Origin of the sequence: Paraburkholderia tagetis (assembly GCF_022213065.1) — a bacterium.
Classification (GTDB): Bacteria; Pseudomonadota; Gammaproteobacteria; order Burkholderiales; family Burkholderiaceae; genus Paraburkholderia; species Paraburkholderia tagetis.
In genome coordinates, this window is the sequence record NZ_JAKLJA010000016.1 from 14739 (window position 1) to 39431 (window position 24693).

Sequence of the window (24693 nt, forward strand, 5' to 3'; positions counted from 1 at the left end):
ACGCGATTCTTCAATTCGGCATCCTGATTGATTCGTGGATTGCAGCAAACGCCGGCCCATCTGGAAACGATCGACAGACACGCTTACGGGACAAACATCATGATGAACGACACGCAAGCCGCAGTAGTGCCGGTCACGCAACCCTTTTTGCCGCCCCTCGCGGAATTCGTGCCTTATCTCGAGCAGATCTGGTCGAATCGCTGGGTGACGAACGACGGTCCGCTGCACCGTCAACTGGAGCAGGCGCTTTGCGAGCACCTCGGCGTCGAGCATATCAGCCTGTTTTCGAACGGCACGCTCGCGCTGATCACGGCCTTGCAGGCGTTGGAGATCACGGGCGAAGTCATCACCACGCCGTTCTCCTTCGTCGCGACAACGCATGCGATTCACTGGAACGGCATCAAGCCGGTTTTCGCCGATATCGACCCCGTGAGCATGAATCTCGATCCAGCGCGTATCGAAGCGGCGATTACGCCCGCGACGCACGCCATCATGCCCGTGCATGTCTACGGCAATCCGTGCGAGGTCGAAGAGATCGAGCGCATCGCGAATCGTCATGGCCTGAAGGTGATCTACGATGCCGCGCACGCGTTCGGCGTGCGGCGCAACGGGCGCCCGGTTCTGAGCTTCGGCGACATGTCCGTACTGAGCTTTCATGGCACCAAGATCTTTCATACCTTCGAAGGCGGCGCGATCGTCTGCCGCGACGCGCAAATGAAGCGGCGCATCGACCGCCTCAAGAACTTCGGCATTCAGGACGAAGTGACCGTGGTGGGGCATGGCATCAACGGCAAGATGAACGAGGTTCAGGCGGCGTTCGGTCTCGTGCAGTTACAGCACGTGAACTGGACTCACGCGGCGCGCGCGCGCATCGACGCGCATTATCGCGAGCGTCTCGGTCACGTGAAAGGGCTGCGTCTGCATCAAATCGGCGCAGACAGTACGCCTAACCATGCGTATTTTCCGGTGCTCGTAACGCCAGATTTTCCGCTCAGCCGCGATGCGCTCTATGCTGAACTGCGTGCGCGCCAGATCGCGGTGCGGCGCTACTTCTATCCGCTGATCAGCGAATTTCCCGCCTATAGCAGCGTGGCTTCGGCGGCGCCCGGGAATCTGCCGGTGGCACAGAAGATTGCAGAGCAGGTGTTGTGTCTGCCCGTCTTCCCGATGCTCGAGCGCGAAGTGCAGGATCGCATCATCGACATCGTGCTGGCCGCCGCCTCGGCCACCTCGGCCACCACAGCCGCCGCGGTGCAATGAGCGCACCAACTCGCGAGGCGCGCCAGGCGCATGAAGCGCATCAAGCGCATGAAGTGCACAAGCGGGCGCCGCGCGTACTGCTCTCGCCGTTCACCAATACGACGAACCCCTACATCGATTTGCAGAAGCAACTGCTGCGCGACATCGGCTATGAAGTTCGGCCGCTATCGTTGCGGTACCTGCTTCGCGGCGGATTCGTCGACCTCTTCAGGCGCTCGACGGTGCTGATGCTGCACTGGCTCGAACTGCGTGCTTTCGTCGACACGGGGCGAGGGGTCGTGCCGCGGCTGCGCGGCGTGCCGGTGGTGCTGCTCTATTGCGCGTTGATGGCGCTCGGCCGCGCGCGGGTCGTGTGCTTCGTGCACGACCACGCGGTCCACAATGCGCGCGGCGCCGTGCGCGTGCTTTCGGTCGCCTTGATGTCGCTCGTGCGCTGGCTCGCCGATGTGCGCATCGTGCACGATCCCCACTACGCCGGGCATTTTCGCGCGCGGTATCTGCCGCATCCGCTCTATTGGGACGTGCCGGGACGCGCGGCGCAGACCACACAGACCATGCATGCCGCGCGCGATGGCATGCGCAAACCGTCGTTTGCGATTCTCGGCACCGTCGAACCCTACAAGGGTATTGCGCAAGTGCTCGCCGCCTGGCCGGCCGGCCACACACTGCTGATTGCCGGGCGCGCTCAGGCGGCTTATGTCGATGCGCTGCACGCGATCCTGCACGAGCGGGACCTCTCGGCGTGCGTCACGCTCGACGCGCGCTTTTTGAGCGACGCCGAATTCGACGAGCGCATCAGCGCCGCCGACGTTCTGATCCTGCCGCACGTGGCCGATTCAATGCTGGTGAGCGGCGCGTTCTTCGAGGCGATCGGCCGTGTGCCGGTGGTGATCGGCCGGGCCATTCCGTTCATGCAATGGGTCGCGGAGCAGTTCGACAATGTGCTGCTCTTCGAGCACGAAGAAAACCTGCCGGAGGTGGTGCGCTTCGTCACAGAAAACTGGCCGCGCTTCTCGGCGGCGCAGACGGTGGCCGCGCGACGGCAGCATGCCATCGACATGTTCGGATGGGAGACTTGCCGGCAGCAGTATCGCGAATGCTTCGATGCCTGCGAGCAACACTCACGGACGCTCAGAACTTCACCCGCAGTTGAAACCCGATCGTAAACGGCAGGTCGTCAGAAGGAATCGGCGGAATCACGATGAAGTTCACGCCCACGCGCTTGTACGCAACCATCACGATGGGCGCGGCCACCGGCCCGATCGTGTGATTGTGGCCGAGCCCCCAGTTGCCATAGTTGTAGCCGGAGATGATGCCGCCCATTGCCGCCAGACGCACGTAGCCCCAATGCAGGAACTCCGGTGCCCAGAGCGCGCCGCCGTACCATGAGGGCCGCCTGAGCGAATTACGAAAGCCGCCCGCCGTGAGCCCCCATGTGTCGCTGGGCCAGCATTCGATGCCCAGGCCCGGGTTGAACTGCTCGAAATCCTTGTCGGGATGGATGTGATACGAGCCCACCATCGCATCCACCCACAGGCCGGCGCCGCACCAGTTGGCCGCGCGGGCGCTCGTTGCGGCGACAAGCGCGAACGCCGTGAGCGCTGTGATCGCCACGGCTCTGGCGATCTTTCTTTGCGGGCTTTTTTGTCCGCGCACTTGCCAACACCGCATGGGCTCTCCGTCCTCTCGCTCGCCGAATTGCTTCGGTTCGTCTGCTGTTGGGGTCTGCTGCTGAATTTGCTTATATCATTCGGCGCGCCCATCTTGCCAGCCCGGTAAGTCGCCGCGATGAACCCTTCGAGCAGCGTGCCAGGGCCTGTTCAGAGCCCCAGATCGCTCAGGCCCGGATGATCGTCGGGGCGGCGGCCGAGCGGCCAATGGTACAGCCGGTCCGCCTCGCGAATCGGCACGTCGTTGATGGACGCATGGCGGCGCGCCATCAGCCCGTTCTCGTCGAACTCCCAGTTCTCGTTGCCATACGAGCGGAACCAGCTGCCCGAATCGTCGTGCCACTCGTAGGCGAAGCGCACCGCGATGCGATTGTCGGTGAACGCCCACAGTTCCTTGATGAGCCGGTAATCGAGTTCGCGCGCCCACTTGCGCGTGAGAAACGCGACGATGGCCTCGCGGCCCGTCACGAACTCGGCGCGATTGCGCCAGACGCTTTGCGGCGTGTAGGCGAGCGCAACGCGCTGCGGATCGCGCGTGTTCCAGCCGTCCTCGGCGCCGCGCACTTTCTGGGTCGCGGTCTCGCGGGTGAAGGGCGGCAGCGGCGGACGAACTTCGGCGGTAGACGTCGTGTTGGTGGCGCTCATGTCTGGACTCCTTGGCGAGGGTGGCGCGCCGCAACGGCGCGCTCAAACGGAAATGAAGAGAAACGGCAACGAACCGCGACAAGCCGCGATAAATCGTGAAATGCGGCGGGAAACAGCGGAAAAGCGGTAGAAGCCGCCGCCAACATAAAGCGAGCGGCAGCGAAGGAAACGCGAAGCCTGCGCAGCCAGCGGCGTATTCGCGCGGCTAGCTGCGTATTCGCACGACCTGACGCACGACCTGACGCACGACTTAGCGCACGACCTTGCGCGCGTCCTGCTCGGCCCCGGCGTCGCGTGTTCGAGGCGATCGAGCCGGCCGGGGCGCAAACGCATCGAGCAACTGCCGGCCGGCGGCACGCGCATCGAGTGCCGCGTCGGCGTCGCCGCTCACGAGCGCCACGCCAATCGCGCCGTCGATCAGAATCAACCACTGGCGCGCAAGCCGCGCCGCCACGCGCCGGTCCGCGCCAACCGTTTGGGCCCACGCCTCGCATTGCTCGCCGATGAACGCGAGCAGCCGCGCCTTGTGCAGGCGGGCGACCTCGCGCACCGGATCGTCGGGTGAGGCGGTCTCGCCCGCGGCGTTCAGGAACGCGCAGCCGTGAAAGCCTTCCGAGGCAAACCACTCGCGCAACACATCGAACATGCCGATCAGGCGCGTGCGCGGCGTGCGTCCGCGTTTCTCCGTGCCTTCGGTGAACCAGCGCATCCAGCGCTCGTCGCGGCGCGTGAGTGCGGCGGCCACCAGCGCGTCCTTAGACTCGAACCAGGTGTAGAAACTCTTGCGCGCGGCGCCCGCCGCGCGGACGATCGCGTCGACCCCGGTGGCATGAATGCCGCCCGCATAGACGAGCGCCTCGGCGGCATCGAGCAGACGCTCGCGTGCATCGGACGAGGTGGAACGATCGTTCTCCATATCGCGCAATGTAGAACGATCATTCTCCCAAGTCAAGACGCGATCTGGACTCGAGCCCGCCCGGGCGTTCCGGCGGTTGGTGGTGGGTTCATGCATCAGGGCCGCCCGCACGCCGCCGCATGGCCGGTCCGGCAATCACAAAAACGGCCGCGACAACGAGCGCGAGCCCGGCAAGGCGGGCGGGCGTGAGCGGCTCGCCCAGCACGAGCGCCGCGAGCACGACGCCCGAGACGGGCGCGACGGCCGTGAAGATGGCCGCCTCGGCGCCCGTCACGCGCGCCGCGCCCGTGTACCAGAGCCAAAAGCCGCCCACGGTCGGCACCAGCGCGTAGTAAGCCACGGCGAGCAAGGCATGCGGCGGGAGCGCATGCAATGTGGCCGGCCAGTCGGGCAGCGCCGCGATGGCGGACACGACAAAACCGATGCCGGTCATCGCGGTCGATTGCGCGAGCGGCGGCCAGGGCGTCGCGAGACGCTTGTTCAGCAGCACGAAAAGACTCTCGCAGACCACCGCGCCGATCAGCAGCGCGTCGCCCGTCAGCGAGCCGTTGCCTTCGTGCTGCGCGGCGGGCGCGAGCGTGACCAGCGCCACGCCAAGGCTCGCCACGATCACCGCGGCCAGCGTGCTTGCGCCCAGGCGCTCGCGCAGCACCACGGCGGCGGTGAGCGCACACACGGCGGGCAAGGTGCCGAGGATGATCCCCGCGTCGGCGGCCGAGGTCCGCTGCGTCCCGGCGATCAGCAAAACGGTGTAGCCGACACTGCCGATCGCCGCCTGCGCGATCAGCAGGCCCGCGTCGCGCAGGCTGGGGCGGGGAAACGTTGTGCCCGTCACGCGCATGAGCACGAGAAACACGGGCAATGCGAACGCGAAACGCAAGGCGGTCGCGGGCATGGGATCGAGCTCCGCGCCGATGATCTTGCTGGCGATCACCGTGCTGCCCACGGTGATCATGGCGAGGGTCAACTGCAGATGCGCAACGGACCGCGACGACGACGCGCGCGGCGATTTCACGGGTGACAGCGAAGAGGACATGGGGCGCTCCAGGGAATGAAGCACCGGTATAAAACGTGGCGGCCGCGCCGTCTTGGATCGGTGTGCGGCAAGTTGCAGCTGTCGGCGATCATCGGCAGTTACGGGCAACCACCGGCAACCACCGCCCACTTTCCGCAACCACCGGCTATCGGCGGCAGCCCTCGGCGGCCGGCCGCTGCAACCGCCGGCAACCGTCAGGCCGGGCCGGCGCCATGCGCGAGCCGGTAACGGCCCGGCGATACGCCAAACTGGCGGGCGAACGCGCGGTTCAGATGGCTCTGGTCGCAGAAGCCGGCCGCGAGCGCCGCCTGGGCGGGCGCCTGGCCGGCCTTGAGCAGACGCCGCGCGAGTCCGATGCGGCAATGGAGGAGGTACTGGTGAGGCGGCACGCCGAACGCCTGCACGAAGCCGCGATGGAGCTGGAAGCGGCTGAGCCCCGCGGCGCTGGCGAGATCGGCGAGCGAGAAGGCCTGGCCCGGGTCGGCGTCGATCATCTCGCGCACGCGCGCCACGGCCAGCGGCGAGCAGGGCGCAAGCGGCCGGCGGTGGCCGAGGCCGCGCACGAGCCGCGTCATGGCGTCGAGCGCCGCGCCGTCGAATGCCATGGCCGCGAGGTCGTCGCCTGCTCCCGTGGCGCAGGCAAACGCGGCGTCGAACAACGCGCGCAGGAGCGGGTCGGCGATCACGGGCGCGAAGAGCGCGAAACCCGCGTCGTCGCCCTGGGTGATGTCGGCCTGCAACGCGTCGATCCAGCGCGGCTCGAAGTAGAGCATGCGCCAGCTTCGCGCGCCCGCGCCGAGCGGGCGGCCGTCGTGCACTTCGCCGGGATTGACGAGAATGAGGTTGCCGGGCACTGCCTCGACCACGCCCGCATCGGAGAGCGACACGTGGCCGCCCGCGTCGATCACGCCGATGCCGTACTGGTCGTGCGCATGGCGCGCGAAGCTGCGCGCCGTGGCCGCCGTCATGGCGTCGACCTCGTGCAGATGCGTGCTGTGAAAGCAGACCGAATCGTTCGCGGTGGGCATGCGGCGGCTTCCTTCGGGTGGGCGGGTTGCCCCGGATTCACGCGTTCCAGTTCCAGTAACCGGCTCCGATCCGCGTATCAAACCTGAAAACGGGCCGCGTGGCAATCGAGACCGTCGATGGAACAAAAAGGTGCCGCCTTTCGTAACTACAGTAACGGCTCTAACTACAATCCCACGCCAGGCACCCGAAACGGAGACACCATGCACCGCCCCCCAGCCGCAGCCGCCCCAGTCACCCTTCAAGCACGCCGCCGCACATGGTGCGCCGCGCTGGCCCTGGCCTGCCTGCTGCCCGGCTGCATGCCGCTGCGCGTGCTCACGCACAGCGTGAGTCCCACCGAGACGTCCGTGCCGGCGGGGCACTACACGCTCGACGCGCATCACTGGAGCATCGTGTTCGACGCCGACCATCTGCATTACACGCGCTTCGTGATGCGCTTCGACCGTGCGAGCGCACAGCTCGACTGGCCCGCGCACGCGCTGGAGGACGCCAGGGTGGAGGCCACGATCGACGCCGCGAGTCTCGACACCAATGTGCCGCTACTCGACCGCATGGTGAAGGGTTCGGAGATGCTCGATGTCGAGCGCTATGCGCAGATCCGCTTCGCGAGCACGCGTTTCGAGCGCACCGCCGACGTAGGCGGCAAGCCCGCAGGCAAGCTCACTGGCGACCTCACGATTCATGGTGTGACGCAGCCGGTCACGCTTGACGTAGTGTTCAACGGCTATGCGCCGGACCCGCTCACGAAGCAGCCGACGCTCGGCTTCGCCGCCACCGGGCGCTTCAGCCGCGCGAAATTCGGGCTGACGACGTGGTACCCGGCCGTCGGCGACGAGATCGACGTGCGCATTCAGGCCGAGTTCGAACAGGCGCCGCCGGGTGCTCCCGCAGCGGCGACGCAATGAAAGATGCAACAAGAAGCGCAATGAAAGGGCGACACCTCAGGCGCCGGTCCAGTCGAGAATCACCTTGCCGCTCTCGCCCGAGAGCATCGCGGCGAAGCCTTTCTCATAGTCGTCCACGCTGAAGCGGTGCGTGATGATGGGCGAAAGATCGAGTCCGCTTTGCAGCATCGCGACCATTTTGTACCAGGTCTCGAACATCTCGCGGCCATAAATGCCCTTGATTTCGAGGCCCTTGAAGATGACCTGATTCCAGTCGATGGCGGTCTGCGCGGGCGGAATACCAAGCAGCGCGACCTTGCCGCCATGGTTCATCGACTCGAGCAGCGCCGTGAACGCGCTCGGCACACCCGACATTTCGAGGCCCACATCGAAGCCCTCGGTCATGTGCAGTTCGCTCATCACGTCGCGCAGCGATTCGCGCGAGACATTCACCGCGCGCGTCGCGCCCATCTTGCGCGCGAGTTCGAGCCGGTAATCGTTCACATCGGTGATCACCACGTTGCGCGCGCCCACGTGTTTTGCGATCGCCACGGCCATGATGCCGATGGGCCCCGCGCCGGTGATGAGCACGTCCTCGCCCACGAGGTTGAACGAAAGCGCCGTATGCGTGGCATTGCCGAACGGGTCGAAGATCGCGGCGAGATCGTCGGAGATCTCGGGCGGAATCTTGAATGCGTTGAAGGCCGGAATCACGAGGTATTCGGCGAATGCACCTTCGCGGTTCACGCCCACGCCCGTGGTGTTGCGGCACAGATGCCGACGCCCCGCGCGACAGTTGCGGCAAAAACCGCAGGTAATATGCCCTTCGCCCGAGACGCGGTCGCCGATCGCAAAGCCGCGCACTTCCTGGCCCATCTCGACGATCTCGCCCACGTACTCGTGGCCCACATGCATGGGCACCGGAATGGTCTTCTGCGCCCAGTCGTCCCACTTCCAGATATGGATATCGGTGCCGCAGATCGCCGTGCGGCGGATCTTGATCATCACATCGTTGTGGCCGACTTCAGGCTTCTTTACGCGAGTCAGCGTGAGGCCCGGGCCACGTTCGAGTTTGGCGAGTGCTTTCATTTTATTTCGTCATCCTTTTCAAATCACGCCAAGCTGCTTGCCCGCGTGCGCAAATGCGGCCACGGCGCGGTCGATCTGTTCGGGCGTGTGCGCCGCGCTCATCTGCGTGCGAATGCGCGCGCGGCCCTTGGGCACGACCGGATACGAAAAGCCGATCACGTAGACGCCTTCGTGCAAGAGCGCGTCCGCCATCTGCGCGGCCACTCGCGCATCGCCCAGCATCACGGGAATGATCGGGTGCTCGCCAGGCACGAGCGTGAAGCCGAGCGCGCTCATCTCGCGGCGGAAATGCGCGCCGTTGGCCTGCACGCGCGCGCGCAGTTGCGCGCCCTCATCGCTCGCGATCAGTTCGAGCACCGCAAGCGACGCGGCCGCGATACTCGGCGTGAGCGTGTTCGAGAACAGATACGGACGCGAGCGCTGACGCAGCAGCTCGATCACTTCCTTCTTCGCCGCCACATAGCCGCCCGATGCGCCGCCCAGCGCCTTGCCGAGCGTGCCCGTGATGATGTCCACGCGCTGCGCCACACCGCAGTGCTCGGGCGTGCCCCGGCCATGCGCGCCGATGAAACCCACGGCGTGCGAGTCGTCGACCATCACGAGCGCGCCGTAGCGATCGGCCAGATCGCAGATGCCCTTCAAGTCCGCGATGATGCCGTCCATCGAGAACACGCCATCGGTCGCGATGAGCTTGTAGCGCGCACCCGCTTCATCGGCTTCGCGCAGCTTCGCTTCGAGATCGGCGAGATCGTTGTTCTTGTAGCGATAGCGGCGCGCCTTCGAGAGCCGCACGCCGTCGATGATGCTCGCGTGGTTGAGTTCGTCGCTGATGATCGCGTCCTCCTCGCCGAGCAGCGTTTCGAACAGGCCGCCGTTGGCGTCGAAGCAACTCGAATAGAGGATGCAGTCGTCGGTCTGCAGGAACGCGGCGAGTGCGCTTTCGAGTTGCTTGTGCACCGTTTGCGTGCCGCAGATAAAGCGCACCGAGGCCATGCCGAAGCCGTCGCGCTCGAGCCCGTCCTTCGCGGCGGCGATCAGGCGCGCGTCGTTCGCTAGACCCAGGTAATTATTGGCGCAGAAGTTCAGCACGTCGCTGCCGTCGGCGAGTCCGATGGACGACGACTGCGGCGTCGCGATCACGCGCTCGCTCTTGTAGAAACCGTCCGCGCGAATCTGGTCGAGCGTCGCGCGCAGGTGATCGAGATAGGGAGTAGCCATTGCATCGTGCTCCTGACATGTAGAACCGCGGCTGCTATAGTCGCCGTCAGCCCCAGGCGAAATTATTCGTTTTTCCGAACTCAAGTTCGATATATCGAACAACTTTAATCGATGAGGCAGTCCATGGCAAGCACCGGCTCAGGTTCACGCGCGCTCAAGCGCGCGGCATCCCCGGATCCGTCGGCCGAAGACTCCGGCGCCGCAGTCAACGTCAACGCCGGCACCAGCGCTGATGCCAAAGCCCGCACCCGCAAATCCCGCGCCACAGGCAGCCCGGCGGCGGAACTGCCCGGCATCGCCGCGCCTGCCGCGCCGCCGCGCGTGGGCGAGCAGATCCAGCGTCTGCGCAGCGAGCGCAGGATGACGCTCGACGAGCTCTCGCGCGCGGCCGGTGTCTCGAAATCCATGCTATCGGAAATCGAGCGCGACAAGGCGAACCCGACGATCGCCGTGGCCTGGCGGCTCACGAACGCGCTGGGCGTGAAGCTCGATTCGCTGTTCGCGGCGCCGCGCGCGCCCGACACCATCACGGTGGCCGGGCCGCACGACATCCCGACGCTGCACGGTCACGAGGCCGGCTATCAACTGCGCGTCTGGGGGCCGATCGAACTGGCCGGCCATTTCGAGTGGTACGAACTCACGCTCAAGCCGGGCGGCGCGCTGGTATCGGCTGCGCACGAACCCGGCACGCGCGAACATCTCACGGTGCTGCAAGGGACGATCGAGGTGGAGGCGGCGGGCGCGCACGAACGCCTGAAGGCGGCGGACACGGCGCGCTATATCGCCGACCAGCCGCACGCGATCCGCAACGTGGGCAAGGGCGAGGCGCGCGCGCTGCTGATCGTGATCCACGGCTGAACGTGACGCGTTCGTCTCGCCACTGCCGTCCCTCCATCGCGCAGCGTTCGACGCGCCTGGCCGAACGGCCAATGAGGCTGCACGATCGCTCCGACTACTGTATATTCATACAGTAAAAAGAACGACCGGAGAGCCCATGCAGACCTCGCGAATACCGAACGAGCAAGAGCTGGCCGCCTTGCGTTTTCAGGCGGCCGCACGCGACCTCGAACAGATCGTGCGCAACATCGCGCAGCGCTATATCGCCCAGCAGGTGCCGCTTAGCTGGCGCCTGTTGCACGCGATCGAAGCGGAAGCGCTCGCCGACCTGGGGTTCGCGAGCCGCCACGACATGCTCATGCTCGGCCTGTTCCAGCGCCCGGGTGACCTCGCGTATCCGGAAACCGACGAAACGGTCGATTTCGGGCAGTCCAATGCACTGCCGGCCGTGTTCGCCTTCGCCGTCAGCGCCTATGAGCGAGCGGCCCAGGGCGCGGACGCTGCTCAGCGCGAAGCCCAACAGCGGCGCGCGGTGAAGCGCCCGCGTGCCTGGGGCGGCTGATGATCATGACCTGCGGTTCTATTGGGTCCTGTGGGTCCTGTGGGTCCTGTGAGTTCTATGGGTACGGTGAGTCTGGGCGGCATTGCCAGCGTCGTCGCATGGCAGTGCCCCGCAGCATGGGGATTTCGATAAAATCCCCTATGCAACGCAACTAACGGAAGCATAGTGATGAGCGCCTCCCATTCCTCTCGCGACCTTTTCGACCAGCAACGCAAGGACTGGCAACACGACCCGGCCGCCGCTTTCGATGCCTGGCTCGCGTCCCAGGACCTGCGCCAGTCATCCGCCGACGTCTACCGCGTGCAATGGGGGCGATTCCTCGAGTGGCTCGCGCTCAGGCGCAAGACGATTGTTTCCGTGGACACCGGCACGATCGCCGAATTCGTCGCGGGGCTCGACGTGAAGAAGCCGCAGCGGCTGCGCTATCTGCGCCTCATCGAACGCGTGCTCGACCACGTGCGCCAGATCGAGCTGGCCTCCACGAACCCCGCGCGCTTCATCGCCCAGGACGGCGAGGCGGCCTGGCGCAATGCGCGCGAGAACGAGCCCACCGGTTTTCTCACCGCCACGGAACGCGCCGCCGTGATTGCACAGCTATTCGCGCCGCTCACCGAGCAGTCGGCCGCGAAGCGCTGGCGCGAGCGGCGCGACCGCGCGCTCGTCGCCATCTTCCTCGGCGGCGGCCTGAAGACCGGCGACGCCATCGCGCTCAAGCTCGACGCCACCGCGATCGGCTCGGAATGGATCACCATCGAAGCCGATAACCCAGCCTTTACGCACAGCACGCGGCTGGCACCGTTCGCAGTCGACGTGATGGGGGCATGGCTCGAAGCGCGCCGCCTGGCGGGACTGCCCGGGCAGCTCGTGTTTCCCGGCTCGCCCAATGGGCGTCCGATGCACAAGGCCACCGTGTTGCGCGCGATCGATGCGCTGATGGAAGAGGCGGGCATCGCGGAAACCCGCGCCGAGCGGGCGAGCCCGCAAACCCTGCGCAACAGCTTCGCGGCAGATCTGTTCGAGCGCGGCGTGGATGCCGATCAGGTCGGCCAGTGGCTCGGCTTTTTGCAACCGATTTCCGCCGGCCGGCTGCATCGTGCGTGGCGCATCTGGGCCGACCGGAACGTCCCCGCTCAGACCGAGGACGCGGCGCCCGACGCAAGCTGACAAGCTCGACGCAAAAACGAGGCACAAAAGCTGGGCGCAAAAGCGCTGCCCGCCTGCATTACATCGCGCTGCCACTCCCGTAAAGGCTCACTTTTCCGTCGCCCTGGACTTCCCGAAAACGCTCACCTTATGGGATGACGGGCATCCTTCTTGCCCGCGACGAAGCGCGCGACAGCCTCCAGCCGCGACGCGCCCAGGCCCGACGTATATTCGCATTCGGGACACGACAGTTCGAAGCGCCCATCGACCTGCGCCAGTTCCGGCTCGCCGTCCTCACAGTTCGGACAGTGCGCGGGCAGGCTCACGTGGCCATCGACGACCGTGCCGAGCTGCGCGAGCTCTTCGTCGCCCAGGCGTCCCGACTGTGCAAGCGCACACAGCACACCGGCGACCGAGCCGTCGACACCATGTTGCGTGCGCAACGTCGCCACCTGCCGCGTGAGCACGTCGACCTCGTCCGAGCGCTCGCGCAACACGGCATCGAGGCGATCCGCCCGCGCCTTGGCCGTGGCCAGTTGCTGGATAAACTCGAACTCCTTCTTGCTTGCGTCGCGCTGTGCCGACTGCCAGGTGGACGACATCGTGCGCAGCGAATCCAGTTCGACCAGCATCGGCTTCACGCGACGCTCGGCCTCGGCGAGCGCATCCTTGATCTGTTGCGCGTAGTGCTCGGTACTTTTGCGCATTTCCTCGTGCAACCCGTCGATCCGGTCGCGCAGACCGGCGTTGGTGCTCTGTTCCGTCTCGATACGCTTGTGCAGCGACTCGTTTTCGGCCTCGAGACGACGCACCGTCGCCTGCAGGCTGTCATGGTGCGACGCGCCATGCGCGGATGCGCTCGCCAACTGGCTTTCGAGTTCGCGCACGCGGGCCCAGGCGGCCTCGATACGCGCCTCGCTGCGTTGAAGCATTTCGTCGGCGGCAAGGTGACGGGCTTGTGCATCCCGTAACGCCTGCTCGGCGTCGTCGCGGCCAGACTCGATTTCCTTGCGCTCGACTTCGAGGGTTTGCCGGGCGAGCGTTCGGGCCTCTTCATAGAGTGCACCGAGAAGCTCTCCGGCGCGCTCTTCCAGCGCGGGCGGAATGGCGCCGTTGCCGACGCGCACCTTGGATGCCGCACGGATGCGTTGCCAGAAAAGCTCGATGTCCTTGGGAATGTCGCTGGCGCTGCCGGTCTGGGTCAAATCCCGGACGGTGGCCATTGAGGGACGAATACCGAAGTCAAAAAAGAGACGCTTGCAGGCGTGTAGCGACAACTCCTGGCGTCGTGCGCCGTCTTTGCGCAATGCCTCGAGCTCTTCGCGGAGGGCCTGGCGGTCTTCGTCTCGGATCATGATCGTCTCTGCGAGGGGTAACAGGTAACGATCGAATAATAACAAATTACGTATTGATCGATACGTTTATCTGCATGGTTTCTGGTAGACGTGAAATCCAGATGCAGCAGGCACTTCAAACGACTATTTTAGTGTCGTCCGGTTTGGCATTTCGTGAAACAAAACGAAGATTCTTCTATAAGTCATTGTAAACACTTAGCTTTCCAGTTACGAACCATTTATTGGCGCTGTTTCACGAGCCCTTGTCCTGGCGCGAACGTTTCTATGTGACGTTGGGATGTGGATATCCCGAAGGGCTCGCGGGGTTGAAGTGCTTGAGAGTAATAAAAGTAAACACCCTTGATACCTGTTAAAAGACGTTAACGCCACGGCAAACCCTTACCTGGCTTGGGTTCCAGCCCGGTGAGGTGAAGCTTTACGGGACAGGTGGTGAGCCTCTGCGGGACAGGCGGGTGATGGGCTTCGGGGAAGGCGGTGAGCGCTTGCGGGACAGGACGTGAGCGGATTCGGGATCGCCGTGATTCTTGACTCAACAGCAAGGGTGAGTCGATACGGGAGCTATTGGTGAATCCGCGCCGGGCACACCGGGCTGGAGAGTGTTGTTACATGAAATGCAACGGTGAGTGGATTCGGGGCGCCCAATTAGCCCATTTTTTTGCGCCAATTTGGGCCGCCTGGAAGCTGCGGTGAGAGAGATCGGGAAAAATCGCCAGGCCAAGGTGAAGTTTTTCGGGAGCCGAAGCGGTATTTTGACCGGATTCGAGGCTTCTTGGGCCTTGAGGTGAGCCTTTACAGGAGCGCAAGAGTCCTTGTCCGTGTGTGGGGCGGCTGCACGTAAGGAGATTTTCAAAGCCATCTGCGCGTCAAGGTGAGTCTTTACGGGAGTTTGTCGCAATGCCGCGAAACCGGTCGTGCTCTTGACCCCACACGGGCGTAAGGTGAGTCTTTTCAGGAGCTGATTTGAGTCGAAAAAACCGCCCAAGTGAGCTTTTTCGGGAGCAAGTTGGCGTTCACTGACGGCGGAACGTTGATATGTAAAGACGAGGAATTCTCCGTAATGACTAGGCGGATTCAGGAAGGTGAGATTTTTCAGGAGCGTCTGGTGCGCATGTCGTATGCGCTCGCCCTGCCCGTATGAAATCTTGAGGTGAGGTTTTTCGGGAATGGCAGGCTTCGGTGGACGAGCACAGGCACTGTGGATAACCCTAGGAATCTATTGGTTTTTTCCAGCGGACGGGCGGAAAGGTGAGGGTTTCCGGGAGCGATGACCGCGGCGGGTTGAATCCTTACCGGCCTCAAAGGTGAGCATTTTCGGGACGTTGGTGGCGGGCATCTGTTTGCCGTGTGGACTAGAAGTATTGCCGGATCAGGCTCCATGCGGTGTCAAAGGTGAGATTTTTCGGGAGGCTGAGGTAAATCGGGTGATTGGCTGGCAAGCCGGGGGCACTCCTGATGCGAAACTTTGGATGACCTTGGCTGGCCGAAGGCATCGGCAGCGCCGGAAGCTTTCGTTGCAGCGCAGCAGGCCTGCTGTTTGAGCCCGGTTTGAGCCGGTTTGGGGCCCGGTCGTTCGGGCAGCGAGGCATCGGCCCGACGTTGCGTTTGCGCCAGGAAATTTTTGAGGTGAGCCTGTTCGGGAGCGGATCGACACCCTCGAATCGACGTCGGATGAGCGCGGTGAGCCAGAACCCAGAGCCAGCCGAGAGCCCGGCACACAGGTGCGTGCCGGCAAGGTGAGCGTTTTCGGGGGCTCTTGGTGGTGAGGCGCGCGCTGCGAACCCGCTTCACCGGCAATGGTGAGGGGGAGCCTATAGACGTGTTTCACCACAGGCTGTATCCTTTCGCGAAATCTCACCTCGACCCGACGCATGGCCACAAAGCGCGTGAAAAAAACCGATGTGGTGAGCCCCAGTTCGGCCGAATTGCGCAAGGCCGTCGAGGCGATCGCGATTCAGCCGAAAAGCGGCAAGATCACCCTGCTGACCCGCAAGCTCTTCAACGTCCTGCTCGCCGTCGCGCAGCAGGCGGACGAGTCTGGCGATACCTATCGCGCGCTCCTGTCCGACATCGTTGCGAATTCCGCGTTTGACTCGAACGACACCGCGCTCGTGAAGGAGCATCTGCGGCGCATGGTGTCGGTGCAGGTCGAATGGAGCCAGGGTACCTCGAGCCAGAAGCCGGGCCGCAAGTGGGGCATCTCCACGCTGATCGCCGACGCTGAAATTCTCGAAGACCCGGCTACGCGCCGCGTCTGGGTGGAATTCTCGTTCGCGCCCAAGATCAAGAAGAAGCTGCTGGATCCGGTTCAGTATGCCCGGTTGAGCCTGCAATTCCAGAGCCAGTTGCGCAGCAGTGCGGGGCTCGCGCTCTACGAAATCTGCGTGCGTTATCTCACCAATCCGAGCCATCTGACGATGCGCGAGACGTGGGAGTGGTGGCGGCCGATCCTGTCGGGCACGCCCGACACCGAGGCCGGCGACGAAGCCAAGCGCGAGTACAAATATTTCAAGCGCGACTACTTGCGTCCGGCTATCGCGGAAGTCAACGCCGTCACGAACATCTTTGTCGAGTTGATCGAGCATCGCGAAGGGCGGCGGGTTGCCGAGATCCAGTTCCGTGTGACGGAGCGCAAGCAGCCCATGCTCGCGCTCGACGAGCACCCGAACGTCTTCGACAGCACGCTGGTCGACCGCATGGTCAAAATCGGCATTCCGTTGAAGGAAGCCCAGTCGCTTTACGCCGACAGCGAGGAAAACCGCATTCGCGCGGCGCTCCAGCTAACCGAGCAGCGCATGCGCAGCACGAGTCTGCCGCCCGTTCGCAGCGCGGCAGCGCTGTTCAAGGACGCCTTGAAGAAGGGTTACGCACCGCCGGTCGAGGACGCTGCGGCAGGTACGCCGGCTACGGCACGCGCAGTGGCCGGGAGCGTGGCGGCGGACGACCCGAAGGCCCGCCTGATGGACGAGTATGCCGCCTACCGGCGCAAGGAGGCGCGCGCACTCTACGACGAGCAGGGCGAGCTGGAGCGTGAGGTCGCACGCACGTCGTTCGAGAATGATGAGTTGCCGGGGCTCGGTACGCATCTGCGCGATGACTGGCGCCGCCGCGGCCTCGACTCGAAACTGGCCGATACGGCGTTTTTCGACTGGCTCGCACGCAAGACATGGGGCGATCCTACCGACGGCGATCTGCTCGCCTTTACGCTGAGCCAGTCGCGCGCCGCCTGAACGGGGTCTTTACCGGTTGCTGGAGTCGGCGGGCGGCCAGGACAGGGCAGTACACGGTGTTATTGATTTACGCCGGGTTTCCGGCGAAATTCCAATAAAAAGCGGCCCAAAAAAGCGGCCTAATAAAAAGCGGTCTTCACGTTTGAGGCGTGAAGACCGCTTTTTGTTTGCTTTCTGCGATTACTTCGCCTTCAGCATTTCTTCGATTTGATGAAGGAGCGCATCGCGCCGATCCTTCGTGAGACCCTTCAAACGCAGTTCGAGTCGATCGTCGCCGTACGACTTCAGGTCGCCGACCGCCACGCCGTCGAGCTTGATCTCCAGACGCTGGGCATAGCGCTGCCGGCCGGCGGGCTTGGGGCTTTCGTGCGGCGTTGCCCGGCCTTTGACGATATCCGCGACCTGGCGCGTGCTGAGATCGTCTGCGAGGATCCGGCTGATGAGACGCAGCGTGGCGTCGGTGCCGCGTGCCCCGTGATAGCGACCGACCTGATAAGCCATGTTCGAGCCGAAGCGATCCGGGCGCGCGACCATTTCGTGCATGACGGGTTCGGGCAGCTTGGCGATAGAAAGCGCGACGGCCACCGTCGATTCGTCGAGGCCAAGATGATCGGCGAGTTCTCGTTGGCTCTGGAAATGCTCTTCGTCGATAAAGCGCTTCCAGACGATGGCGTTGTCGAAGACCGTCTGCGAATCACGCTGGACGTTGAGATCGTAGCCGAGCTTGTAGCTCTCGAGCCCGATGGGCAGATCCACGACGATTGCCTTGACGACTTCCTTGTTGGCTTCCTTGAGCGCACGCACGCGCCGCCCGCCGTCGCTGACGTAGTAGCTGCCAGGAGCCGCGTAATCGGGAATCACGTGGATGGCCTGCTGCTGTCCTTGCTTGGCGAGATTGACCGCGAGTTCGGCAATCGACGCCTTCAGATAGAAGTGGCGCGGATTGAACGGACTCGGCTTGATCGCCTTCAGCGGCAGTTCGATGATCTGGCCGGGACGATATCCCTGCTCGATACGCCACGCGCGGTATTCCGTGGACTCGTGTTCCGCCGAAGCCGGAACGGCTTCCTCCATGTTCGCGATCGGTTCCGGCTGACTTGCGCGACCGACCGGCTCACGCGACTTCGGCTTCTCCTGGACGAGACCGTCGATGGCATTGAGCCGGTCGAGGGCGGTGCGCTTCTCGCTGCTCGTCGTGTCAGGCCGTGCCTGAAAACCTTTGGCAAATTGTGAGGGCTTCATTCAGGGTCCTTTATGCGCATAAAGTCAGGGGAGCATCGCAGCGATTTCGTCAGCGCAGGCGCGGACTTCGACTGCGGCGAGCCGCGCACCGCGATCGCTCATCTGCAGGACCGTCTGGCCGAGCGCCATGGCCTGCTTGTACGCTTCACGAGTAGGTATTTGGGTTTTGAGCAAAGGAAAGCCGAGTTCTTCCAGTGCACGCTTCAGCTCACGCGTGAGCATGCGCTTCTCTTCCGTCTTGTTCAGCAGGAAGACGGCCTTCAGGTCTTCGTTCATGACCTGCGCCTGCTGGATCAGCTTCACGAGCCCAACGCTTGACCAGTAGTCGGCCGGCGAAGACGAGGTAGGGATGACGGCGATGGTGGCAGCCAGCAGGACAACGCCAGAGACTTTTTCGGTAATCGACGGTGGGCAGTCGACGATGATGATGTCGTAGTCGCCAATGAACTTCTTGATCTCGCGATGGATCTGGCCACCTGCCTCAGAGAGATTCACTACCGGAAACGGAATGCCCGTTTCCCCATCCGCTGAAGCACTCGCCCAATGAACCAGCGTGTTCTGGCCGTCGGCATCGACCACGAGTACACGCTTTCCCTTTTCGTGGAATGCTGCGCCGAGATGCATCGCGATCGTGCTCTTGCCGACCCCGCCCTTTTGCTGCGTGACTGCGATTATCTCTGCTGCCAATTGGGTTTCTCCTTTTTGCTAATTGTTTTGGATTTTACCTGGATTAAGTTGCGATTCAACGGCATCGGTGTGATTTTCATCGCATTGGATGACGCTTTGGCCGTTTGGCCAAGGTTTATGCGCATAAAGGCCGAGTGGATGCGGGACAATTAGACTAGCGTGGTTCACTGGATGGCCTTGGCGAATGAATGTGCGTCGGAGGTCGTTCGTGTGATGCGAGGCCGGCGGATGGGTTTATGCGCATAAAGGTCGCGGCGATGGAGGAATCACTGGCGCCGAATGGCACATCGGGCGAGCACGTCTTCGAGTGGCTTCGCGCCTCTATAGGGCAGCGGTGGCTTTATGCGCATAAAGCACCGGCGAAACGGGATCGATGCTGCTTCGATCCCGAAGAGCGACACCTCGTCATTGCGCTTCAGCACACAACCGACGCACTCCCCGTATCCATGCCCGGCAGCTTTATGCGCATAAAGCTGGCCGCACGCGTGTCCGCCTGCCCACCCTCTGTATCCCATTGTCGGATTCAACGCATTGCCTTCCCTGTGGGGCGTCTCCGCCCGCACCATGGCGTCTCAACGGCCTCCTAAAGACGAAAGATCCCAACGCTCCTTCTGTCGAGCCTCAAGCCTCAAGCCACTTCTACCCTCTTCAACCAGGCCGCTAAAATTGATGCTTGTGAACGGCTCGCGCAAAGCTTGTCCAGTCCGGTCGCTTTATCGTCTACGTGGGCCGCCTTCGCTTCGAAGTCACCAAACGCTCGTCTTCCCCAAGTGACAGACGTGCGCCACGGTATCCCGATGCCAATCCGTTCAACCCTAACCTCTCTTGCCTTGAATCCATGATCACGATCTACCACAACTCTCGCTGCTCGAAGTCGCGCTCCACTTGCGAATTGGTCTTGAGCACATACAACACGGCCAATGAACCGGTCGAGGTTGTCGAGTACCTGAAGACCCCGCTCACGGTCGGCCAATTGAAGGCATTGCACGCTCTGCTGGGCGGTCCGCTGCTCGACATGGTTCGCACAAACGAAGCCGAGTACGCAGCGCTCGGACTGGATGCCGACGGCGTTACGAATGATCAGTTATACGAAGCAATTGCGAGCCACCCGATTCTGCTGCAACGTCCAATCGTCGTGCGTAACGGCCGTGCGGTGATCGGTCGTCCGCCGGAAAACGTCGCCGCGTTATTCGGCTGAGCTGCGCTGGTCGCCCAGGTTGCGTAACTGCTTTCCTCGAGGCGATCTGCAATCCCGAGACTCGCCCGGCCCCATCGGGCTTCGCGCGGAATTGTCCACAAGGTTGTGAACAAAATCTGTGGATAAATCCCCGGTCAGGCCATTTATCCACATTCTTCATATTCGTCGAGCGCTTCGGGCTCAACTGTTCTTCTGACACACCGCCGATTTCTCTCGCGCCTATGATGTGGGTTTCTTTCCACTGCGCTTCGTGCGCGCTACCGAAGAAACCGAGGAGGACACAGAAATGGCCTATCAAATTGCGGTCGTGGTCGGCAGTCTGCGCAAGGATTCGTGGAACCGGCAGCTCGCGCATGCCGTGACGTCGCTGGCACCCGCCGATTTTTCGTTCGAGTTCCTCGACATCGGCGTGTTGCCGCTCTACAGCCAGGACTACGATGCCGATTTTCCCGAGGTTGCGCGCCAGTTCAAGCAGAAGATCGAGGCGGCCGATGCGCTGCTCTTCGTGACGCCCGAGTACAACCGGTCGATACCCGGGGTGCTGAAGAACGCCATCGACTGGGGCTCGCGCCCGTGGGGCAAGAACTCGTGGGGCGGTAAGCCGGGTGCGGTGCTCGGCACATCGCCGGGTGCGGTCGGCACGGCGCTTGCACAGGCGCATCTGCGCAACGTACTCGCGTATCTCGACGTGCCGACGCTGGGCCAGCCCGAGATGTTCATCAAGCACGACGCCACGCGGATCAACGAAAAAGGCGAAATCGTGAACGACGATACCCGCAAATTCCTGCAGGCATTCGTCGAGCGCTACACCGGGTGGGTCAAGCATCAATTGGGCCGCTAAGGGGCGCTAAGGGCAGCTAATGGGCCGCTAAGGGCCGCTAACAGTCGTTATGGGCCATCGGACGATCGCCGGCCTGCCGAGAAGCAATGAGAATTGTGCAATGTGCGGGGCGTGCCGCAGCACTCATCCAGCGTGCGCTGCGGCCCGCGCGGCGCACGGGTGTGAAGTGCACCCGCCGTCCCTCGTAGTACCCATCAATGCCGTGTCGGACGGGGCCCGGTCACGGGCTGGTCCGGCGCATCGGACGCGCGGTGGTCGTGCGAGTCCTCTTCGTACTCGATGAATTCGTCGGGAATGCGCGGCGCGGCAGCGCCCGCCGGACGTGTTGCTTGCGGGGCCGCAGGTACATCGACATGCGCGGCGGCGGCCGGCGTGCCCATCACGGCGCCCGCGCCCGGGGCGCTTGCCGATGCGAGCACGGTGGCTTCGGCCTCGTTCACTGGCCGCGAGGGCTGCGCCGTGGTTTCCGTCGACGAGCGCGTCGTTTCGCTGGCTGCGCCAGATTGAACGTCCTTCGCTTTGTCCTCTACCGGCTGCGCTGTGCGCCGCCGCATGGCTTCGGCCAGGTTCGCGAGGCCGAGTTCGTCGAGCGCCGAGCGCTCGCGCGCGACCGGGTCGGTGTCCGTCGCCGACCATGTCCAGTTGCCGCCGCGCACGGCGACTTCGAGTGCATCCTCGCCGCGCAGCGTGTTGCAGGCGAGGTCTGCGTGCGCTTCGTCGCTCACCCGCACGCCGATCAGCACATTGCCCGCGGGCGCGACGGGCTCGGGCGGTGCGCCTGCGTTCGTGCGCACGTCCCCCGTCGAAGAGAAGAAGCCCGACACGAGCCGCTCGATGCCGGCCAGCACACCGGCCTCGTGTACCGGCAGTTCGATGTCGCTGGCAGGGAACCCGCGTTGCAGCAATGCTTCCTGCGCGTGCTGTGCTTTGTCGTAGGTCTCGAAGAGACCGGTCACGGTCTGTTTCATGGCTTGTTCCTCCTCATAGCCCTTCCCACGTGCCGCATGATCGATATCGCAATCTGCATGCCAGGGGATTGTCCATGACGCTCTCCGTGTGCGTCGCGCACCGGCTGCGAACCAGGCTGGGTGCCCGGTTGCGTGTCCGACGGTGTGTTTTTTCGACCTACAGTGTCGCGTCCCGTTCCCGCCGCGAGCGCGTCTGGCGGTCGTGCTGGATGGCTTCCAGCATTTTCTCCAGCAGTGCGATGTCGAACGGCTTCGAGAGCACGCGCACGTCCACGCCGCGCGTGCGCTCGAGCTCCTCCGCGTAGCCCGTGACGAGGATCACCGGCAACCCGGGCTCGCGCGTTTGCAGTGCTTCCGCGAGGTCGATGCCGTTCATCGTGCCCGGCATGTGGATGTCCGAGAGCACGAGGTCGAAGTGCGGCGCATCGTCGTCGCTCGTGCGCGCGGCGCGGGCTGCATCCACGAATTCCAGCGCGCTCGCCGCGTCGTTTGCGCAGGTGACGTGATGCCCCATCATCTGCAGCAGCGCCTCGGTGCCCGCCGCGACTTCGTCGTTGTCCTCGACGAGCAGCACGCGCAGCCCTTGCGGCGGATTCACGCTGTGCTCGCGCGGCTCGGCTTCGCGCTGCGCGGCCGGCGCTGCGCTCGCGCGCGGCAGATAGAGATGCACCGAGGTGCCCGCGCCAATCGCACTGTCGATCGCGGCGAGCCCGCCCGAGCGCTCGCAGAACGCGAATACCTGCGGCAGTCCGAGTCCGGTGCCCATGCCCTTCGGCTTGGTCGTGTAGAGCGGCTCGAAGGCGCGTGCGAGCACGTCGGGCGACATGCCGACGCCCGTGTCCTCGAGCGAGACGTGCACGAATTCGCCGTCGAGCGGGAAGCCTTCGCCCGGCCGGAACGAGATATTGCGCGCCCGCACGGTGAAGCGTCCGCCGTTGGGCATGGCGTCGCGCCCGTTGACGGCGAGATTGATGAGCGCAAGCTCGAATTCGGCGACGTCCACCTGCACGGCCCACACGGCTTCGTCCACGTCCATGACGAGCGCGACCTTCGCGCCGAGCGAGGCGCGCAGCAGTTCGCGCAACGCGGGCAGCCAGCGGCCGACGGGAATCGTCTCGTTGCGCAGCGGCTGCTTGCGCGCAACGCCGAGCAACTGGCGCGTGAGCGACTGCCCGCTCTTGAGCGCGCGCTCGACTGCGGAGAGTTCGCGCTCGAAGCCTGTCACGCCGCGCCGGCGCGCGATCTGCACGTTGGCCGAGACGATCATCAGCAGATTGTTGAAGTCGTGCGCGACGCTGCCCACGAGATTGCCGAGCGCTTCCATCTTGCGCGACTGCCGGTAGGCCGATTCGATCGAGCGGCGCATGGCCGCCTCGGCCTGCCAGCGCTCCCAGGCCTCTTCCTCGGCGGCGAGGCGTCGCAGCGACAGCCAGATCACGCACCACAGCGCGATCGACGGCGTGAACATCGAGATGATCAGCACGCTCAGGTGCCGGTACCACGCGGACCAGATCGCCGAGGAGCGGTAGAGACAGGTGACGTAGACCGGATACGAACCCACGCGCCGGAACGCGACGATCGCGTTGTCGCCGAGCAGTTGCGAATGCATGCGCACGACGCCCGCCTCCTTGCCGCGCGCGAGCGCGACGGCGAATGGCGAGCCCGCCGTGATGACGGCCGGCGCGGATGCGCCAACGGCGTGGGGCGTTGCGGCGCTGGTTGCGTTGAGCGAGGCGCTCGCGCGAGGCGCGCGTGCGCCACGCGGCGGTTCGAACGCGAGAATGGCGCCGTCACTGCGCACGAGGCCGAGTGCCATCGGCGAGTCGTCGCCGAGCAGCTCGCTGTAGAACTTGTCGAAGTAGCTGGGCCGCAGCGCGACCGAAACCAGTCCGGCGAACTGGCCCATCGCGTCGTGGCGCGCGATGCCCGTGTTGAACACCGTTTCGCCGCTCACCTGGCCTTCCATGACGCGCGAGACGTGGTCGAGCATGCGGCCGTCGCGGATGCCCACGAAATCGTCGCGCGTGGCGATCGAGATGGGCGGAGGCGGCGAATAGCGGCTGCTCGCGAGCAGCGCGCCGTCACGGCCGAAGACCGAGACGGCCGACACCTGCGGGTAGCCGCCGCCGATCGCGTCGAGTTTCTCGTGGATTTGCACCTCGTTCGCGCGGATGCCGTCGTCGTCGAGGTCCTCCACGCCGTCCACGATGCGCGCGTCGAGCGCATCGTTCATGTCGAACACCTTGAGCGCGTGCTCTTCGGCCACGCGCACGGTACGCAGTGTGGCGTCGGTGGCGTCGGCCTCGCGCGTGCGCAGGTCGTTCCACGCCATGGTGGCGACGTAGACGCAAGGCAGCACGATCGCGGCGAGCAGCAGCGCGATCAACGTGCGGCGGCGCACCGTGAAGTCGTGGCTGGGCGCCGCGGGAAACGGCGCCTCCTCGGCGCGCGGCGGCGGCGTCGAGCGGTCGTCGGGCCCTGTGGGCCGGTCGGGATTCATCGTAGGGATAAGGCTTGAAGACGGCGGCGGAGCTTTTGACATCATAAACGACCGGGCTTGCGCTACGGTCGCCGCAAATATCCCCGAGCAGAATGATTTCCCCTCATGCTTCGTTGATTGCGCGACATTCCGCATAGCGCAAACGTAAACAAAAGGATAATCGCCGGCCTTTAATTAGGGGGTGGATTATTTATTTCTCGAAAGTGCCAAAAGCAAGTTGTTTTCGTTCGTTGAATGATTATCGATGAGTTGCATTTGGTTCAATTTGCTTCGAGAATCGCTGCCACGATAAATAACATGCACAAGCACGGGCATTGCATGCCGCGCAATATGCCGTGTTTTTCGGGGCGTTTTCCATCTGTGAGGCGCAGAAAGCATTTCGAAAT

The 24693-nt window shown here is 64.0% G+C and carries 20 protein-coding genes and 2 pseudogenes; 9 read left to right on the forward strand and 13 right to left on the reverse strand.

The features are described 5' to 3' along the window. The first annotated feature begins 99 nt into the window (after nt 1-99). Nucleotides 100-1260: a DegT/DnrJ/EryC1/StrS family aminotransferase gene (locus tag L5014_RS19325; protein WP_274389430.1), complete on the forward strand. Its 1161-nt coding sequence runs from the start codon at nt 100-102 to the stop codon at nt 1258-1260. Then, on the forward strand, nt 1257-2426 hold the full coding sequence (locus tag L5014_RS19330) for a glycosyltransferase family protein (RefSeq protein WP_238465353.1): 1170 nt from the start codon (nt 1257-1259) through the stop codon (nt 2424-2426). The genes L5014_RS19325 and L5014_RS19330 overlap by 4 nt, the downstream gene beginning before the upstream one ends. On the opposite strand, the gene L5014_RS19335 is transcribed toward L5014_RS19330, so the two are convergent. From L5014_RS19335 to L5014_RS19355, 5 genes are all read right to left on the reverse strand, one after another. Further along, complete coding sequence (locus L5014_RS19335; protein WP_420800099.1) at nt 2392-2874, reverse strand: hypothetical protein; 483 nt, start codon at nt 2872-2874, stop codon at nt 2392-2394. The two genes, L5014_RS19330 and L5014_RS19335, sit on opposite strands and share 35 nt — an antisense overlap. A 206-nt stretch (nt 2875-3080) precedes the next feature. Next, on the reverse strand, nt 3081-3575 hold the full coding sequence (locus L5014_RS19340) for a nuclear transport factor 2 family protein (RefSeq protein WP_238465355.1): 495 nt from the start codon (nt 3573-3575) through the stop codon (nt 3081-3083). Nucleotides 3576-3825: 250 nt separating this feature from the next. Continuing rightward, nucleotides 3826-4491 (reverse strand): TetR/AcrR family transcriptional regulator, encoded by a 666-nt coding sequence (locus L5014_RS19345; protein WP_238465356.1) that lies wholly within the window; start codon nt 4489-4491, stop codon nt 3826-3828. An 88-nt stretch (nt 4492-4579) separates the two neighbouring features. Further along, nucleotides 4580-5527 carry a DMT family transporter gene (locus tag L5014_RS19350; protein ID WP_238465357.1) on the reverse strand — a complete coding sequence of 316 codons (948 nt, stop codon included), beginning with the start codon at nt 5525-5527 and terminating at the stop codon, nt 4580-4582. Nucleotides 5528-5721: 194 nt separating this feature from the next. Continuing rightward, entirely contained in the window at nt 5722-6555 is an 834-nt protein-coding gene (locus L5014_RS19355; RefSeq protein WP_238465358.1) for a helix-turn-helix transcriptional regulator, read from the reverse strand. Between the two features lie 201 nt (nt 6556-6756). Here L5014_RS19355 and L5014_RS19360 point away from each other — a divergent pair, with 201 nt between their 5' ends. Further along, nucleotides 6757-7461 carry a YceI family protein gene (locus L5014_RS19360; RefSeq protein WP_238465359.1) on the forward strand — a complete coding sequence of 235 codons (705 nt, stop codon included), beginning with the start codon at nt 6757-6759 and terminating at the stop codon, nt 7459-7461. A 36-nt stretch (nt 7462-7497) separates the two neighbouring features. Here L5014_RS19360 and tdh read toward each other — a convergent pair whose 3' ends face one another. Both tdh and L5014_RS19370 read right to left on the reverse strand, forming a co-directional pair. Next, nucleotides 7498-8529: an L-threonine 3-dehydrogenase gene (tdh, locus tag L5014_RS19365; RefSeq protein ID WP_238465360.1), complete on the reverse strand. Its 1032-nt coding sequence runs from the start codon at nt 8527-8529 to the stop codon at nt 7498-7500. Between the two features lie 18 nt (nt 8530-8547). Next, nucleotides 8548-9747, reverse strand: a complete 1200-nt coding sequence (locus L5014_RS19370) for a glycine C-acetyltransferase (RefSeq protein WP_238465361.1) — start codon at nt 9745-9747, stop codon at nt 8548-8550. Between the two features lie 123 nt (nt 9748-9870). Between L5014_RS19370 and L5014_RS19375 the strand changes: the two genes are divergently transcribed. From L5014_RS19375 to L5014_RS19385, 3 genes are all read left to right on the forward strand, one after another. Further along, complete coding sequence (locus L5014_RS19375; RefSeq protein ID WP_238465362.1) at nt 9871-10605, forward strand: helix-turn-helix domain-containing protein; 735 nt, start codon at nt 9871-9873, stop codon at nt 10603-10605. Nucleotides 10606-10741: 136 nt separating this feature from the next. Further along, complete coding sequence (locus tag L5014_RS19380; protein WP_238465363.1) at nt 10742-11146, forward strand: DUF2471 family protein; 405 nt, start codon at nt 10742-10744, stop codon at nt 11144-11146. Between the two features lie 168 nt (nt 11147-11314). Beyond that, nucleotides 11315-12310: a tyrosine-type recombinase/integrase gene (locus L5014_RS19385; RefSeq protein ID WP_238465364.1), complete on the forward strand. Its 996-nt coding sequence runs from the start codon at nt 11315-11317 to the stop codon at nt 12308-12310. Nucleotides 12311-12432: 122 nt separating this feature from the next. Here the strand turns inward: L5014_RS19385 and L5014_RS19390 are convergent, their stop codons facing one another. Beyond that, a complete protein-coding gene (locus tag L5014_RS19390; protein ID WP_238465365.1) occupies nt 12433-13644 on the reverse strand; it encodes a DNA-binding protein in 1212 nt (403 codons plus the stop codon). Between the two features lie 1868 nt (nt 13645-15512). Here L5014_RS19390 and L5014_RS19395 point away from each other — a divergent pair. After that, nucleotides 15513-16871, forward strand: a complete 1359-nt coding sequence (locus L5014_RS19395) for a replication initiation protein (RefSeq protein ID WP_238465366.1) — start codon at nt 15513-15515, stop codon at nt 16869-16871. A 180-nt stretch (nt 16872-17051) separates the two neighbouring features. On the opposite strand, the pseudogene L5014_RS19400 reads toward L5014_RS19395, so the two are convergent. The 3 genes and pseudogenes from L5014_RS19400 to parA form a co-directional block, all read right to left on the reverse strand. After that, nucleotides 17052-17921 (reverse strand): annotated as a pseudogene (locus L5014_RS19400) (ParB/RepB/Spo0J family partition protein); the annotation flags it as partial. An 80-nt stretch (nt 17922-18001) separates the two neighbouring features. Next, nucleotides 18002-18113, reverse strand: a pseudogene (locus tag L5014_RS39020) (ParB/RepB/Spo0J family partition protein); the annotation flags it as partial. Nucleotides 18114-18137: 24 nt separating this feature from the next. Continuing rightward, a complete protein-coding gene (parA, locus tag L5014_RS19405; RefSeq protein WP_238465368.1) occupies nt 18138-18800 on the reverse strand; it encodes a ParA family partition ATPase in 663 nt (220 codons plus the stop codon). Nucleotides 18801-19638: 838 nt separating this feature from the next. Here parA and arsC point away from each other — a divergent pair. Next, on the forward strand, nt 19639-19998 hold the full coding sequence (gene arsC / locus L5014_RS19410) for an arsenate reductase (glutaredoxin) (RefSeq protein WP_238465369.1): 360 nt from the start codon (nt 19639-19641) through the stop codon (nt 19996-19998). A gap of 286 nt (nt 19999-20284) precedes the next feature. Beyond that, complete coding sequence (locus L5014_RS19415; RefSeq protein WP_238465370.1) at nt 20285-20839, forward strand: NADPH-dependent FMN reductase; 555 nt, start codon at nt 20285-20287, stop codon at nt 20837-20839. Between the two features lie 194 nt (nt 20840-21033). Here L5014_RS19415 and L5014_RS19420 read toward each other — a convergent pair whose 3' ends face one another. Beyond that, the gene (locus L5014_RS19420) at nt 21034-21807 is read right to left on the reverse strand and encodes a hypothetical protein (RefSeq protein ID WP_238465371.1); all 774 of its coding nucleotides are present in this window, start codon (nt 21805-21807) and stop codon (nt 21034-21036) included. A gap of 157 nt (nt 21808-21964) precedes the next feature. Continuing rightward, a complete protein-coding gene (locus L5014_RS19425; RefSeq protein WP_238465372.1) occupies nt 21965-24307 on the reverse strand; it encodes a hybrid sensor histidine kinase/response regulator in 2343 nt (780 codons plus the stop codon). Nucleotides 24308-24693 lie beyond the last annotated feature (386 nt).